A 14,077-nucleotide genomic window follows, 5' to 3' on the forward strand; every position below is an offset into this window, starting at 1 on the left:
GGCCAATTTCAAGGGTTTCCCTACGCGTGTAAATGACCGATTGCAGAACGTTTTCATACGCCAATCGTATGAGCCTGGAATTGTGCGACCAGTTCTGTGACTAACGGGTTTGGTCTTTGCGAGTTCCAGGCGACCGCCGTCGTCACGACGTTGAGCTTCTGGGTCAAGGCCCGCAGCACCACGTTATCCGGCGCGAGTTTTTTCAACGAGGCCGGCACCAGCGCGATGCCCTGGCCGCAGCTGACAAAGGCAATCTGCGAGGCCACCGAGCGCACCTCATGCAGCACCCGCGGCGAGAACCCGCTGGCGCGGCACGTGGCGATCAGGTTATCGAAATACACCGGGCTGACCTTGCGCGAAAACATCACCAAAGGCTCGCTGGCCAGACTCGACAGGCTGATGCGCGTGCGCGACGCCAGCGGGTGATCGCTGGGCAGCGCCACCATCAGGCGGTCCTCGCGCAACGGTAGCGATTGGATCGCCGGGCCGAGGTCGCCGTCCAATCGCGCAAACGCCAGGTCGATATCCCCCGCCTCCAGCGCCGGTACCGCTTCCACGCTGTCGATCTCGCGCACTGACACGGTGAGCTGGGGGTATCGCTGCTTGAGCGAATCGATCAAGCCGGGCAACACATCAAACATCGCCGTGGAAATCGCGCCGATGGTGAGCATGCCCGACTGCCCCGCCACCGCCTCCTCCACCGCCAGCTCCAGGCGCTCCAACTGTTCGGCGAACTTGCGCACCGCCGGCAGGATCGCCGCACCCACCGGCGTCAACTTGGCGCCCCGCCGCGAACGCTCGAACAACGTGACCTTGAGCGCCTGCTCCAGCACCTGGATCTGCTCGCTCAACGGCGGCTGCGACATACCCAGGCGCTTGGCGGCACGGCCGAAGTTCTGTTCTTCGGCCACGGCGAGGAACAGCCAGAGGTGGCGAATAAGGCGGAAGTTGATCATGGGGATTCCATAGGCTTGACGTATGAAAGGTCAGGTTTAGCGCCAATAAACCTATCATCTTTGGATAAGCCATATGGCGCAAGCACAGCCCCACATTTTTAATCCGCTACGTACGTAGGAAGGACGGTGGGTGAATCCATCCAATCCAGAAAAGCCCGAAGCCGCGCGGTGAAGTTTTCCATCGTGGCGCCAGGATTCCTGGCCTCAAAGAGAAAGAACGCAAGGTGAGTGACCCGCTGCGGATACCCCCGGACGAACATCGCCACATGCTCTTCGAGGGTGCGGGGCCATGTCGACGCATCTTCCGAAAGCAATACATGGGTGGACCTGATCAGCTTGCGTGAAGCCTCGCGCTGCAAGCGAAGTCGCTGCGTCTCGGTGTCGGCGCACGCGATGCACGTGAGGTACGTGCTCAATACGGCGTGAAAATCACCATTTACCGCCAGCGCGATGTCACGGGATGGCCGAAACCGTTCGAAATGCACTGACAGATCATTGCCCCACAGGCAGCGGCACTGGTGTTTGAGCCAGAAGCCCCACCTGTTGCGGTTTTCCGCCGCCAGTACTTGCGCGCGGTGGCCGATATCGAAATCCACCTTGGTGACAAGGGGGTGCCGCTGCTCCAGCGCACGCCGGACTGCCTCCAGCCGGGCCAATAGCTCCGCGGTTGCCGGCTCGCGCAGCACCAAGGTGAGGTCGAGGTCGGAAACGCCGGGAGTGGCATCGCCCCTTGCGACACTGCCGTAGAGATAGAGGCCGTCCAGGCCCAGGTCGTCCCTCGAGAGCGACGCGCAGACGTCCGCCAGCAACGGCTGGTATTCAAGCTGCACGGCGGTGTCGGGGACGGTGAGGATAAAACCGTCCGCGTCGATGCCCGCAGAAGGCGTACTCATGGGCGATGCACCTCGATCACCAGCCCTTCCGCCTCGCTCGGCACGCAGAAATGCCGGGTGATCAGGTCGAACTCGGCATCCGTTGCCGCGAAATCATGATCGCCCCGGGCATTGCGCGCATGCAGCCTTGCGCGGCAGGTGGCGTCGTCCAGCTCGAGGTAATGCAGGCGGTGCGACACCTTGGCGGCCTGCGCCAACCCCAGCAGCCATTCGCGATTGGCCAGGGTATTGGCGGGAAAATCCAGCACCACGTTGACGCCGGACTCAAGCAGGTTGATCACCAACGGGCCCAACACCCCGCGAATACGCTGGGCACAGCGTAGGTAGTCGGCGATCGAGAGGATTTCACCGGGGTACAACTGGGCGAGCCAGGTGTCTTCGCTGAGCAGGATGGCGGCGTGTTCGGCCGCCAGGGTCTTGGCCAGTGTTGACTTGCCCGAGGCGATCTTGCCGCACAGTAGGTGCAGGGTTGGCATGGGGACGGCTCCTTATGTGAAGCCTTGAGCATGCCAGCTTTTCCGGCTGGTTCTTAATATTTCGACACGAATTATGCTGAACTATCTGATACGTAAGGCGTTCATTTTCTATGCGCAGCCCCGACCAGGGGCGTTGTACAACAAGGAGCCGCCTTACCATGACAACCCTTCCCGCCTACCGATACACGCCGGGGCCGCTGCATGCGACCTTGCTGGCCGGCACCGTGCCGCTGTTTCTTGGGGCCTTGCTCAGCGACATTGCCTACACCCAGACCTACCAGATCCAATGGGCCAACTTTGCGTCCTGGTTGATTGCCGGTGCTCTGGTGTTCTGTGGGTTCGCGTTCCTGTTTGCGCTGGTCAACCTGCTTCGCGCCGAGCGCAAGGCGGGGCAACCCACGCGGTATGTCCTGCTGCTGTTAGCCACCTGGGTATTAGGGCTGGTCAATGCCTTTCAACATGCCAAGGATGCCTACGCCTCAATGCCTGCCGGGCTGATCATGTCGGCCGTCGTCTTGCTGCTGACACTGGCGGCCACCTGGACCGGCCTGCGCTCGGGAGGTGCCAAATGAAAACGTCCCACACACTGAGCGTATTGAGCGCCGCGCTGTTGCTGAGCGCCTGCGGCGGCGAAGGTGACAAGACCCAGGCCCGTGGCCCCGACCCCACGTTGCCGGAGCAACAAAGCAGCCTGTTGCCGAGCATGAAGATCGCCGAGCCCACCCCCTGGGGCGATCAGAAACCCAAGGTGCCCGACGGCTACAGCGTCACGGCCATCGCCACCGACCTGGCCATCCCGCGCCAGACGTTGGTGCTGCCCAACGGTGACATCCTGATCGCCGAAGGCCGTGGCGGCAGTGCGGCCAAGCTCAAGCCCAAGGATGTGATCGCCAGCGTGATCAAGGCCCAGGGCAACACCAAGGTAAAAGGCGGTAACCGCCTGACGCTGCTGCGCGATGCCGACGGTGACGGCACCTATGAGTTGAAGACGGTGTTCGCCGACAACCTCAACGCGCCCTACGGCCTGGCGTTTGCCGATAGCAAGCTCTACGTGGCCAACCAGGATGCGCTGGTGCGCTTCGACTACACCGATGGCCAGACCAAGGCCAGCGGCGCACCGGTGAAAGTCACCGACCTGCCGGCGCAGATCAACCATCACTGGACCAAATCCCTGGCGGTGAGTGCCGATGGACGCCAGTTGTATGTGGGGATCGGCTCCAACAGCAACGTGACCGAACGTGGCATGGAAGTGGAAATCGACCGCGCCATGGTCTGGCAGATCGATGCAGCGACCGGCGCGCACAAGCCATACGCCACCGGCCTGCGCAACCCCACGGCGCTGACCATCCAACCCGACTCCGGGCAACTGTGGACGGTGGTCAACGAGCGCGACGAACTCGGCCCCGACCTGGTGCCCGACTACCTGACGTCGGTGAAAGAAGGTGCGTTCTACGGCTGGCCCTACAGCTATTGGGGCCAGAACGTCGACCCGCGCGCGCAACCGCAGAACCCGGCCAAAGTCGCCGCCGCGCTCAAGCCCGACTACAGCCTGGGCTCCCACGTGGCCGCACTCGGCGTGGACTTTTCCATCCCGGCCATGGGCGAGCAATTTGCCGACGGCGTATTCGTCGGCGAGCACGGCAGCTGGAACCGCGACAACCCGGTGGGCTACAAGGTGATCTTCGTGCCGTTCAGCAATGGCAAGCCATCGGGTGAGCCGATTGATTTCGCCACCGGCTTTCGCGGTGACGACGGCAAGACCCGTGGGCGCCCGGTGGGGGTGACGGTCGACCCGAAAGGCGCGCTGATCATCGCCGACGACCTGGCCAATACCGTGTGGCGGGTGACGCGCAAGCCATAGCGGCATATGACAGGGGCGGCGGCGCCCCTGTCAGCCTTCATCCTGCAATTGCACCTCCAGCCAGTCGAGCAACGCCATGACTTCAGCGCGGATGCCCTCTCCCTGCTGCCGATAAATCGATAGAGCCTGGGGCAAATGCACACTCTCGGCACAGGGCCTTACCAGCGCCCCGCTGTCAATCAACCGGCTCCCATGGCGCCGACTGGCAGCCCCCCTGGCATGCCTCACGACGAGCCTCGTGCTGTCGAACATCAGCAGTTTTCATCAACCTGCATTGGATACAAGCGCCTGGTTCGCGGGGCTGGCTTTGTCCCTGCGTGCGGTCGCCCTTTGGTTGTGGTTCAGCGTGATCAACCAAAGGCAACTGACGCACCTCGCGGCGCAGGCAACCGGCCTCTGGACCGCACTGATGATGGGGGGCGCCGGTGTCGCCACGCTGTGCCTGCTGCCGTTCATCCAGGCACTTGGCTTGTTCACGCTGCCGACGCTCGGCTTCGGCCTTTCCCAAGCGGGCCCGCTCTATGCCTGGGCCCTGATCATTGCGGTAATGTCGACCCTCGTCGGCGCCTGGGCCTGGGCGCGGTGCTGATCGGCGTGGCCATGGCGATTCGAATCATATTGACGAGCCCACAGGCGACGGCCAAGCCTGGGATGACCATGATCGGCGATCATAGCCGTTGACATGCTTGCCTGAAGCAACAATATAATTGCCTCAGGCAACCATTCGAGCATCCACCATGTCCACCCCTCTGCTTGTGGAACGCGCCGGCATCGTGCGCGGCTTCAATCGCTTCTACACCCACCAGATCGGCGTGCTGCAGGAACACCTGCTGCACAGCGACTATTCCCTGACTGAAATTCGGGTGATGTACGAGCTGTCCTCCCGTGGCGACCTCACCAGCGCCGACCTGTGCCAGATGCTCAGCCTTGACGCGGGTTACCTGAGCCGCCTGACCAGTGGCTTCGAGAAAAACGGCCTGATCCAGAAAGTCCGCTGCGCCACCGATGCGCGCGCGGTGCAATTGCACCTCACCGACCTCGGCCGCGCGGTCCTGGCACCCCTGGAACAGCAGACCCAGGATGAAGTCATCGCCCTGCTCGAGAGCCTGCCCGAACCCCAGCAGCAGCAATTGACCGACGCCATGCAACGCATCCAGGCCCTGTTGCAAGGCCGCGCGTCGAGCTACCTGCTGCGTGATCCACGCCCCGGGGATATGGGCCTGGTGGTGCAGCAGCAAGCGGCGCTGTATGCCCGCGAATACCACTGGAACTGGGAGTTTGAAGCGCTGGTGGCGGAGATCGTCGCCAAGTACCTGCGCGAGTTCGACCCGGCGCGGGAGCGCTGCTGGATCGCGGAGAAGGATGGCGAGGTGGTGGGTTCGGTGTTCGTCGTGCGCCATGACGATACAACCGCCAAGCTGCGCATGCTCTACGTGGATGCGAGTGCGCGGGGCCTGGGCATCGGCCAGCGCCTGGTGGACGAATGCCTGCGCTTTGCCCGCGATGCCGGCTACACCCGCATGATGCTGTGGACCATGAGCGCCCTGACCGATGCGCGCAAGCTCTACCAGAAAGCCGGTTTCGAGTTGGTGGAAGAAGAGCCCACCTTGAGTTTCGGCAAGCAGCTGGTCAGCCAGACCTGGGCGCGCGCGCTGTAGCAAAGGCGCTTGAAGGAATGGGTCTCGACACAACGTTATGGGTGATTCGACGGACCTGTGGCGAGCGGGCTTGTCCCGCGTTGGGCTGCGCAGCAGCCCCTAAACCTGGCGCAGAGGCGTGTCTGATGCACCGCATTCGTCTTCATCAGGGGCGCTTCGCACCCCAACGCGGGCGGTGCGACGATTCGACAAGCCCGCTCACCACAGAGGTAGCGGGTCTGGGTTTACAGGTCAGTGATTTCCTTGTGGCGCGGCACCAGGGTCTTCATCACGCTCCACGCCACCAGGTACGCCAACGCACAGATCGCGAACATGATCATGTAGCCGGTGTGGATGTCATTGATCGACTTGTAGTAGTCGAACACCCAGCCACCGATCTTGGTCATCACCACACCGCCGATGCCGCCGGCCATGCCGCCGATACCGACCACCGAGGCCACGGTTTTCTGCGGGAACATGTCGGACACGGTGGTGAAGATGTTGCACGACCACGCCTGGTGCGCCGAGGCGCCGACGCCGATCAGCAATACCGGTACCCAGAAGCTGATGTAGCCCAACGGTTGCGCCAGCAACACCACCAACGGGAACAGCGCGATCACCAGCATGGCTTTCATGCGGCCGTCATAGGGGGCATCGCCACGGGCCATGAAGTAGCTGGGGAACCAGCCGCCGCCGATGCTGCCGACCATGGTCATGCTGTACAGCACGGCCAGCGGCATGACGATATCGGCGCCTTTCATGCCGTATTGCGCCGACAGGTAGGTGGGCAGCCAGAACAGGAAGAACCACCACACGCCATCGGTCATGAACTTGCCGAAGGCAAACGCCCAGGTCTGGCGGTAGGTGAGCAACTTGAACCACGAGACTTTTTTCTGTACCGCGCCTGCAACCGGCGGGATAGAGGGCTGCTGCGCCTGGTCGCTGCGGATATAGGCCAGCTCTTCGGCCGACAGGCGTTTTTGCTGCTCCGGCTTCTCATACACCGCCGCCCATACCGCCACCCACACAAAGCCCAGCATGCCGATGACCATAAAGGCCGCTTCCCAGCCCCACATCCCGGCGATCAGGGGCACACAGATCGGCGCCAGGATCGCGCCGACGTTGGCGCCGGAGTTGAAGATCCCGGTGGCCAGCGAGCGTTCTTTCTTGGGGAAATATTCGGCGGTGGCCTTGATCGCAATCGGGAAGTTACCCGCCTCGCCAATCGCCAGCACGGCCCGGGACAGCATGAAACCGGCGATGGACACCGGGATCACTGCCAGGCCGAGCGCACCGCTGACCGCCGCGATACCCTCGCCCATCGGTACCGAGAACGCATGCATGATGGCGCCGGTGGACCAGACCGCAATCGCGATCACGTAGGCGGCCTTGGTGCCGATCTTGTCGACGAACCGCCCGGCGAACAGCATGGAGATCGCATACACAAACTGGAACACCGCCGCGATATTGGCGTAATCGGTGTTGCTCCAGCCAAATTGCGTCGACAACTGCGGCGCGAGCAGGCTGAGCACCTGGCGGTCGAGGTAGTTGACGGTGGTCGCGAAAAACAACATCGCGCAGATGGTCCAGCGATAGTTGCCTACAGCTTGGCCAACGCGCTGGGCGTTGATGGGCTCGATCAAGTTCATGGCATCACTTTTTATTTTTGTTAGGTAGGACATATGTAACGTCATATGTCGTCGTACAACTGTGGCTTTTATATCGGGCTACCTACCCGCTGTCAATCTGAAAGATTATGGCTTTTGCTGGCTATCTCACGGGTGTGAAAAGTGTCAGGCGCGGCTAGGTTGTAGGACGACAAGCGCGCATGACCGTGGCGAACAGGCTTTTTGTGGTGAGCGGGCTTGCCCCGCGCTGGGCTGCGAAGCGGCCCGAAAACCAGGCACTGCGGTTTGTCTGATGGAACACAGTGATCTTGATTGGGGCCGCTTCGCAGCCCAACGCGGGGCAAGCCCGCTCACCACAGAATGCCGGATCGCCACAGGGTAGGTGCTCACCCCGAAACCCAGCCCATTGCACGCAAATTGCGCCCAAGGCAAAAAAACGCAAATAGCGGTGAATTATTTCATGTCCGCTTGTATCTGAACTGACAGAGCGGTGCCATTGCAACGATGGCACCTCCCCTGTTCTGTTTTAGAGTGGTCCGCATGAAATTACGTAAGAAAAGCGTCAAGCCCATCGGTTTGAAAGACATCACCATTGTTGACGACGCCAAGATGCGCAAGGCGATCACCGCCGCCGCACTGGGTAACGCCATGGAGTGGTTCGACTTTGGTGTCTACGGGTTTGTCGCCTATGTATTGGGCAAGGTGTTCTTCCCCGACGCCTCCCCCAGCGTACAAATGATCGCGGCACTGGCGACGTTCTCCGTGCCGTTCCTGATTCGTCCCCTGGGCGGCCTGTTCTTCGGCGCGCTGGGCGATAAATACGGGCGCCAGAAAGTCCTCGCCGCGACCATTGTGATCATGTCGCTGAGCACCTTCGCCATCGGCCTGATTCCCGGGTACGCCTCCATCGGCATCTGGGCGCCGATCCTGCTGCTGCTGTGCAAAATGGCCCAGGGCTTCTCGGTGGGCGGTGAATACACCGGCGCCTCGATCTTCGTCGCCGAATATGCGCCGGACCGCAAGCGCGGTTTCCTCGGCAGCTGGCTGGACTTCGGCTCCATCGCCGGTTTCGTGCTCGGTGCCGGTGTCGTGGTGCTGATCTCCAGCGTGCTGGGCGAAGCCGACTTCGAGGCCTGGGGCTGGCGCCTGCCGTTCTTCCTGGCCCTGCCCCTGGGCATGATCGGCCTGTACCTGCGCCATGCGCTGGAAGAAACCCCGGCGTTCCAACAGCATGTCGACAAGCTCGAACAGGGTGACCGCGAAGGCCTGACCCATGGCCCGAAAGTGTCGTTCAAGGAGATCGCCACCAAGCACTGGCGCAGCCTGCTGACTTGCATCGGCATCGTCGCGGCCACCAACGTGACGTACTACATGCTGCTCACGTACATGCCGAGCTACCTGTCCCATAACCTGCACTACTCCGAAAACAGCGGCGTGCTGATCATCATCGCGATCATGGTCGGCATGCTGTTCGTGCAGCCGTTCATCGGTTTTGTCAGCGACAAGATCGGCCGCAAGCCCTTCATCATCGCCGGCAGCATCGGCCTGCTGCTCCTGGCCATTCCGGCCTTCATGCTGATTACCAGCGGCAAGACCGGCCTGATCTTCGCCGGCTTGCTGATCCTGGCCGTCGTGCTTAACTTCTTCATCGGCGTCATGGCGTCCACGCTGCCGGCGATGTTCCCCACGCACCTGCGCTACAGTGCCTTGGCCAGTGCGTTCAACGTCTCCGTATTGATCGCCGGCGTCACCCCTACCGCGGTGGCCTGGCTGGTGGAAAGCACCAACGACCTGTACATGCCCGCCTACTACCTGATGGTGTTTGCGGTGGTCGGCCTGATCACCGGCCTGACCATGAAGGAAACCGCCAACAAACCCCTGCGCGGCGCCGCACCGGCTGCGTCGGACATGGAAGAAGCGAAGGAGTTGCTGCAGGAGCATCACGACAATATCGAGCAGAAAATCGAAGACATCGACGCCGAGATTGCCGAACTGGAAGCCAAGCGCCAGAACCTGGTGCAGCAGCATCCGCGTATCAATTAAGACCTGACCAAGCGTGGTGGCAAGGGCCGCCACGCCAGTGGAGTGTTCAACCATGCTTCCAAGCTTCACCGCCGCACACGCGTTACTCAGTGCCGACGAACGCGCTGCCATCGCCGAAATCGAAGCCACCACCAGCATCCTGCAATTGGTCACCCGCCTGACGGGCATGCGCTTTGCCGGCATCGCCAAGTTCACTGACCTGGAATGGATTGTCTGTTCAGCGCACGACCCCTTCGACATGGGCATTCATGCCGATGACGTGCTCGACCTGGAAACCACCCTGTGCAGCGAGTTCTGCATCAACCCGCAGACCCTGTTTATCCCGCAGGTCAGCGCCAATGGCCGCTTTGCCACGCGCCCGGTGGTCAAGCAATACGCCATCGAGAGCTACGCCGGGGCGCCGATCTTCCTGCCGGATGGCCGCCTGTTCGGCGCACTGTGTGCGCTGGATTCCCGGGCGATGCTGTTTGACGACCCCAACCTGCCGGAAACCCTCAGCCTGTTTGCGCGGCTGATCGGCTGCATCTTCTACGCTAACTTGACGCCAACGGATCGCTGACCGGCGCTTTGCCGCGCAGCATGGCCATATCGCGCTTGGGCGGCACACCAAAAAGCCGGCTGTACTCGCGGCTGAACTGCGACGGGCTTTCATAGCCGACCTTGAACGCCGCACTGGACACGTCCCGGTGCTCGTTCAACATTAAGCGCCGCGCTTCGTTGAGGCGCAGCCATTTCTGATACTGCAGCGGGCTCATCGCCGTCAGTTGGCGAAAGTGATGGTGAAAGGTCGCCGCGCTCATCTGCACGCGCGCGGCCAGTTCGTCCACGCGCAACGGCACGTCGTAATTGAGCTTGAGCCAATCGATCGCCCGCGCAATCCGATAACCCTGCCCGTCCACGGAACAGATCTGGCGCAGTCGGCCGGCCTGGTCGCTCTGCAATAGCCGGAAGTGAATCTCGCGCTGGATCAAGGGTGCGAGCACCGGTATCGCTTCGGGCTCATCAAGCAATTCAACCAGGCGCGCAAATGAAGCGAGCATGGCGCCGGTCACGACACCAATCCCCACGCCTTTCATCACCGCCCGCTCACGCGTTGGCGGCAACGCCCCCTGGGCGATCAGCTCGGCCAGGATGCGCAGGTCGAGCTTGAAGGTCAGGCCCAGGCACGGGCGGGTCGGGCTGGCGACCAGCACTTCGGAGTTGGCCGGTATATCCAGCGACGTGACCAGAAATCGTGCCGTGTCATACGGGTACCCCTCGCCGCCGACCCACAGCCGCTTCTCACCCTGGGCAACCAGCACGATGCTCGGCTCGACCATGCACACCACGGGTGTCGCGGGCTGCTCACGCCGATAAAAGCCCAGGCCAGGGATGGGCATGGGGTAGTCGCCGGGTACGCAGACCCTTGAGCCGATCGCGTGGACCAGCACGTCCAGGGGCGTTTGATTGATCTTCATAAAGGGCCCTTTGCTCTGATCGTTGGACTTTACCCCGACCGGCCCGCTTGCGTCCCCGGCAACCCGCCAGACTCAGAGGATCAGGCAAGTAATCCAGTGGAACGCACTACAGAACCCTCAGCCACGCCGGGAAAATGTGCCGACCCCCTTCTCAAGGATCCATCCATGAAAAGCCTCTTGCTCACCCTGAGTCTGCTGGTGATTTCGTTCTCTTCTCTGGGAGCCGACATGTCCAACGGTGCAAACAACTTCTACACAAGCGACAAGGTGTCCGTCGAAAAAGTCACCTTCAACAATCAATACGGCATGCCGGTGGCGGGCAACCTGTTCGTGCCCAAACAGCTCGCCCCGGCCTCGAAAAACGCCGCGCTGATCGTCGGCCACCCGATGGGTGCCGTAAAGGAACAGAGCGCCAACCTCTACGCCACCAAAATGGCCGAACAGGGCTTTGTCACCTTGTCGCTGGACCTGTCGTTCTGGGGCGAAAGCGCAGGCACACCACGCAATGCGGTGCTGCCCGACCTCTACGCCGAAGACTTCAGCGCCGCCGTGGACTTCCTCGGCACCCGGCCGCTGGTCGATCGTGAGCGCATCGGCGTGATCGGCATCTGCGGCAGCGGCAGCTTTGCCATCGCGGCGGCCAAGATCGACCCGCGCCTCAAGGCCATTGCCACGGTCAGCATGTACGACATGGGCGCCGCCAACCGCAACGGTCTCAAGCACGGCATGACAGCGGAACAACGCCGGCAGGTGCTGGTGCAGGCGGCCAACCAGCGTTACGTGGAATTCCAGGGCGGCGAGCCCCTCTACACCAGCGGCACGCCGCTCAAGCGGACCGGCAACCCGATTGGCGATGAGTTTTTCGATTTCTACCGCACACCGCGCGGCGAAGTCACCCCGGCCGGCGCGTCGCCGCAGACCACCACCATGCCGACGCTGACCAGCAACGTGAAGTTCATGAACTTCTATCCGTTCAACGACATCGAGACCATTTCCCCTCGCCCGTTGCTGTTGATTGCCGGTGCCGATGCCCACTCCCGCGAGTTCAGCGAAGATGCCTACAACCGTGCCGCCGAGCCCAAGGAACTGGTGATCATCCCCAACGCCGGCCATGTGGACCTCTACGACCGGGTCAACCTGATCCCCTTCGCCAAGCTCACCAGCTTCTTTAAAAGTCACTTGAAGTGATCTCGATAAACCCTCACGCGCCCCGCTGGGGCGCCGTCTTCGCCCTGTCCCTGGCGGCCTTTGCCCTGGTGGCCTCGGAGTTCATGCCGGTGAGCCTGTTGACCCCGCTGGCCGCCGACCTGGGCATCAGCCAAGGCCAGGCCGGCCAGGGTATTTCGGTGTCAGGCCTGTTTGCCTTGCTCACCAGCCTGATGATCGCCCGAGTGGCGGCGCGCATGGATCGCAAGCGCCTGCTGGTCGCGCTGACCTTGCTGATGATCGTGTCCGGCAGCGTGGTAGCGTTCGCGCCGAACTACCTGATCTTCATGCTCGGCCGCGCCCTGATCGGCGTGGCCATCGGCGGCTTCTGGTCGCTGTCGGCAGCCACCGCCATGCGCCTGGTGCCCGAGGGCCAGGTGCCGCGCGCCTTGGCTATCGTCAATGGCGGTAACGCACTGGCAACCGTGATCGCGGCACCGCTGGGCAGTTTCCTCGGTGGTTTGATCGGCTGGCGTGGCGCGTTTTTCTGCGTGGTGCCGGTGGCCGTGGTCGCGGTGCTGTGGCTGCTGCTGAGCCTGCCGTCGATCAAGCCCCGCAGCCAGGCCGGCAACGGCCACCTGTTGCGCTTGATCAAGCGCGCCCCGGTGGCCCTGGGCATGCTGGCCGTCAGCGTGTTTTTCATGGGCCAGTTCATGCTGTTCACCTACCTGAGACCCTTTCTGGAAGGTGTTACCCAGGTGGGTGTATCGCTGCTGTCGTTGATGCTGCTGGTGCTCGGCCTGGCCGGTTTGGCCGGCACACTGCTGATCGAGCGTGTCCTGAAGAACGGCCTGTACCCCACGCTGATCGCCATTCCCGTATTGATGGCGGTGATCGCCCTGGCGTTGGTCGCATTCGGCAGTTCGCCCGTTATCACCGGCGCGCTGCTCTGTGTGTGGGGCCTGGTAGCAACCGCCGCGCCGGTGGGCTGGTGGACCTGGCTGGCAAAAACCCTGCCTGAAGATGCCGAGGCAGGGGGCGGCTTGATGGTTGCCATCATCCAACTGGCAATCGCTGCCGGGGCAACGCTGGGCGGCGTGGTGTTTGACCTGTGCGGCTACCAGGTGACGTTTGCCTTGAGCGCCGCACTACTGTGCATGGCGGCGATACTCGCCTGGGCCGCTGCGCGGGTCAGTCAACGCGCACTGTCGATGATCTGCCCGCCATCCGGTGTCAGGCTGTAGCCGGTGATGAACTGCGCATCCTGGCTGGCCAGGAACAGCGCCACCGGCGCGATGTCGTCTTCCGGCGAGCCATAACGCCCGAGCACATTGGTGGGTGCCGGCGCGTCATAACTATCACCCCAGGTATCGGCCACCGGCAGCAGGTTATTGACGGTGATGTTATCCACGCCCCATTCCCGCGCGGCCGAGCGGGTCAGCGCGCGTACCGCTTCCTTGGCCATGTTGTAGGGCGCGTAGCCTTGCAGGCCGATGATGCCGGCCAGCGAACCGAAGTTGATCACCCGCCCTGCGCCGCTGGCCTTGAGGTACGGGTAGCAGGCTTGCATGGTGCGCAGGTAGGCGATCGGGCCCATGTCCAGGTTGCGTTGCAGTTGTTCGACCGGCAACTCGAGCACCGAGGAAAACACCACGGACGGGTCGAATGCGTTATTGACCAGAATGTCGATGCCGCCATAGGTGGCGACGACGTTCGCCACCGCTGCGCTGACCTGCGCCGCATCAGCCAGGTCGCACACCACGCCGAGCGCCGTGCCGCCTGCGGCCTGGATATCGGCCACCACGCGCGCGACGTTTTCCGGGGTGCGCGACACCACGGCGACCTTGGCGCCCTGGGCCGCGAACAGCTTGGCCGTGGCGCGGCCGATACCACGTCCGGCACCGGTGACAATGGCGACTTTTGCGTTGAGTCGGGACATGTGTTTTCTCCAGTCTGTGAGGGATGAATTTCAGCTAAGAT

General features: G+C 62.5%; 14 protein-coding genes. 8 read left to right on the forward strand and 6 right to left on the reverse strand.

Annotated features, from left to right (window positions below; all coding sequences use genetic code 11):
• Positions 1-53: 53 nt before the first annotated feature.
• The 3 genes from J3D60_RS07160 to J3D60_RS07170 form a co-directional block, all read right to left on the reverse strand.
• The gene (locus J3D60_RS07160; RefSeq protein ID WP_253490615.1) at positions 54-956 is read right to left on the reverse strand and encodes a LysR family transcriptional regulator; all 903 of its coding nucleotides are present in this window, start codon (positions 954-956) and stop codon (positions 54-56) included.
• A gap of 98 nt (positions 957-1,054) precedes the next feature.
• Positions 1,055-1,849 (reverse strand): nucleotidyltransferase domain-containing protein, encoded by a 795-nt coding sequence (locus J3D60_RS07165; protein WP_253490617.1) that lies wholly within the window; start codon positions 1,847-1,849, stop codon positions 1,055-1,057.
• The gene (locus J3D60_RS07170; RefSeq protein WP_253490619.1) at positions 1,846-2,325 is read right to left on the reverse strand and encodes an ATP-binding protein; all 480 of its coding nucleotides are present in this window, start codon (positions 2,323-2,325) and stop codon (positions 1,846-1,848) included. Before J3D60_RS07170 ends, J3D60_RS07165 begins: the two co-directional genes overlap by 4 nt.
• Positions 2,326-2,483: 158 nt before the next feature.
• On the opposite strand from J3D60_RS07170, the gene J3D60_RS07175 reads away from it, so the two are divergent.
• The 4 genes from J3D60_RS07175 (at position 2,484) to J3D60_RS07190 (ending at position 5,844) form a co-directional block, all read left to right on the forward strand.
• Entirely contained in the window at positions 2,484-2,897 is a 414-nt protein-coding gene (locus tag J3D60_RS07175; RefSeq protein ID WP_065942086.1) for a DUF2231 domain-containing protein, read from the forward strand.
• Positions 2,894-4,186, forward strand: coding sequence for a sorbosone dehydrogenase family protein (locus tag J3D60_RS07180; RefSeq protein ID WP_253490621.1), 1,293 nt, complete (start codon positions 2,894-2,896; stop codon positions 4,184-4,186). The genes J3D60_RS07175 and J3D60_RS07180 overlap by 4 nt, the downstream gene beginning before the upstream one ends.
• Before the next feature lie 238 nt (positions 4,187-4,424).
• On the forward strand, positions 4,425-4,775 hold the full coding sequence (locus tag J3D60_RS07185; protein ID WP_174557020.1) for a hypothetical protein: 351 nt from the start codon (positions 4,425-4,427) through the stop codon (positions 4,773-4,775).
• Between the two features lie 148 nt (positions 4,776-4,923).
• Positions 4,924-5,844, forward strand: coding sequence for a helix-turn-helix domain-containing GNAT family N-acetyltransferase (locus J3D60_RS07190; protein WP_253490623.1), 921 nt, complete (start codon positions 4,924-4,926; stop codon positions 5,842-5,844).
• Positions 5,845-6,068: 224 nt separating this feature from the next.
• Here the strand turns inward: J3D60_RS07190 and J3D60_RS07195 are convergent, their stop codons facing one another.
• A complete protein-coding gene (locus J3D60_RS07195) occupies positions 6,069-7,472 on the reverse strand; it encodes an MFS transporter (protein ID WP_065942081.1) in 1,404 nt (467 codons plus the stop codon).
• A 519-nt stretch (positions 7,473-7,991) separates the two neighbouring features.
• Here J3D60_RS07195 and proP point away from each other — a divergent pair.
• Together proP and J3D60_RS07205 are read left to right on the forward strand one after the other, a co-directional pair.
• Positions 7,992-9,494, forward strand: coding sequence for a glycine betaine/L-proline transporter ProP (gene proP, locus J3D60_RS07200; protein ID WP_253490625.1), 1,503 nt, complete (start codon positions 7,992-7,994; stop codon positions 9,492-9,494).
• A gap of 52 nt (positions 9,495-9,546) precedes the next feature.
• On the forward strand, positions 9,547-10,053 hold the full coding sequence (locus tag J3D60_RS07205; RefSeq protein WP_092485038.1) for a GAF domain-containing protein: 507 nt from the start codon (positions 9,547-9,549) through the stop codon (positions 10,051-10,053).
• On the opposite strand, the gene J3D60_RS07210 is transcribed toward J3D60_RS07205, so the two are convergent.
• Entirely contained in the window at positions 10,028-10,951 is a 924-nt protein-coding gene (locus J3D60_RS07210) for an AraC family transcriptional regulator (protein ID WP_253490627.1), read from the reverse strand. The two genes, J3D60_RS07205 and J3D60_RS07210, sit on opposite strands and share 26 nt — an antisense overlap.
• A gap of 165 nt (positions 10,952-11,116) precedes the next feature.
• Here J3D60_RS07210 and J3D60_RS07215 point away from each other — a divergent pair, with 165 nt between their 5' ends.
• Entirely contained in the window at positions 11,117-12,139 is a 1,023-nt protein-coding gene (locus tag J3D60_RS07215; protein ID WP_065942079.1) for an alpha/beta hydrolase, read from the forward strand.
• Positions 12,136-13,341 carry an MFS transporter gene (locus J3D60_RS07220; protein WP_253490629.1) on the forward strand — a complete coding sequence of 402 codons (1,206 nt, stop codon included), beginning with the start codon at positions 12,136-12,138 and terminating at the stop codon, positions 13,339-13,341. The genes J3D60_RS07215 and J3D60_RS07220 overlap by 4 nt, the downstream gene beginning before the upstream one ends.
• Here J3D60_RS07220 and J3D60_RS07225 read toward each other — a convergent pair.
• Complete coding sequence (locus J3D60_RS07225) at positions 13,293-14,036, reverse strand: SDR family NAD(P)-dependent oxidoreductase (protein ID WP_065942077.1); 744 nt, start codon at positions 14,034-14,036, stop codon at positions 13,293-13,295. The two genes, J3D60_RS07220 and J3D60_RS07225, sit on opposite strands and share 49 nt — an antisense overlap.
• Positions 14,037-14,077: the final 41 nt, after the last annotated feature.

The organism is Pseudomonas sp. S3E17 (assembly GCF_024168685.1).
GTDB lineage: Bacteria > Pseudomonadota > Gammaproteobacteria > Pseudomonadales > Pseudomonadaceae > Aquipseudomonas > Aquipseudomonas marginalis.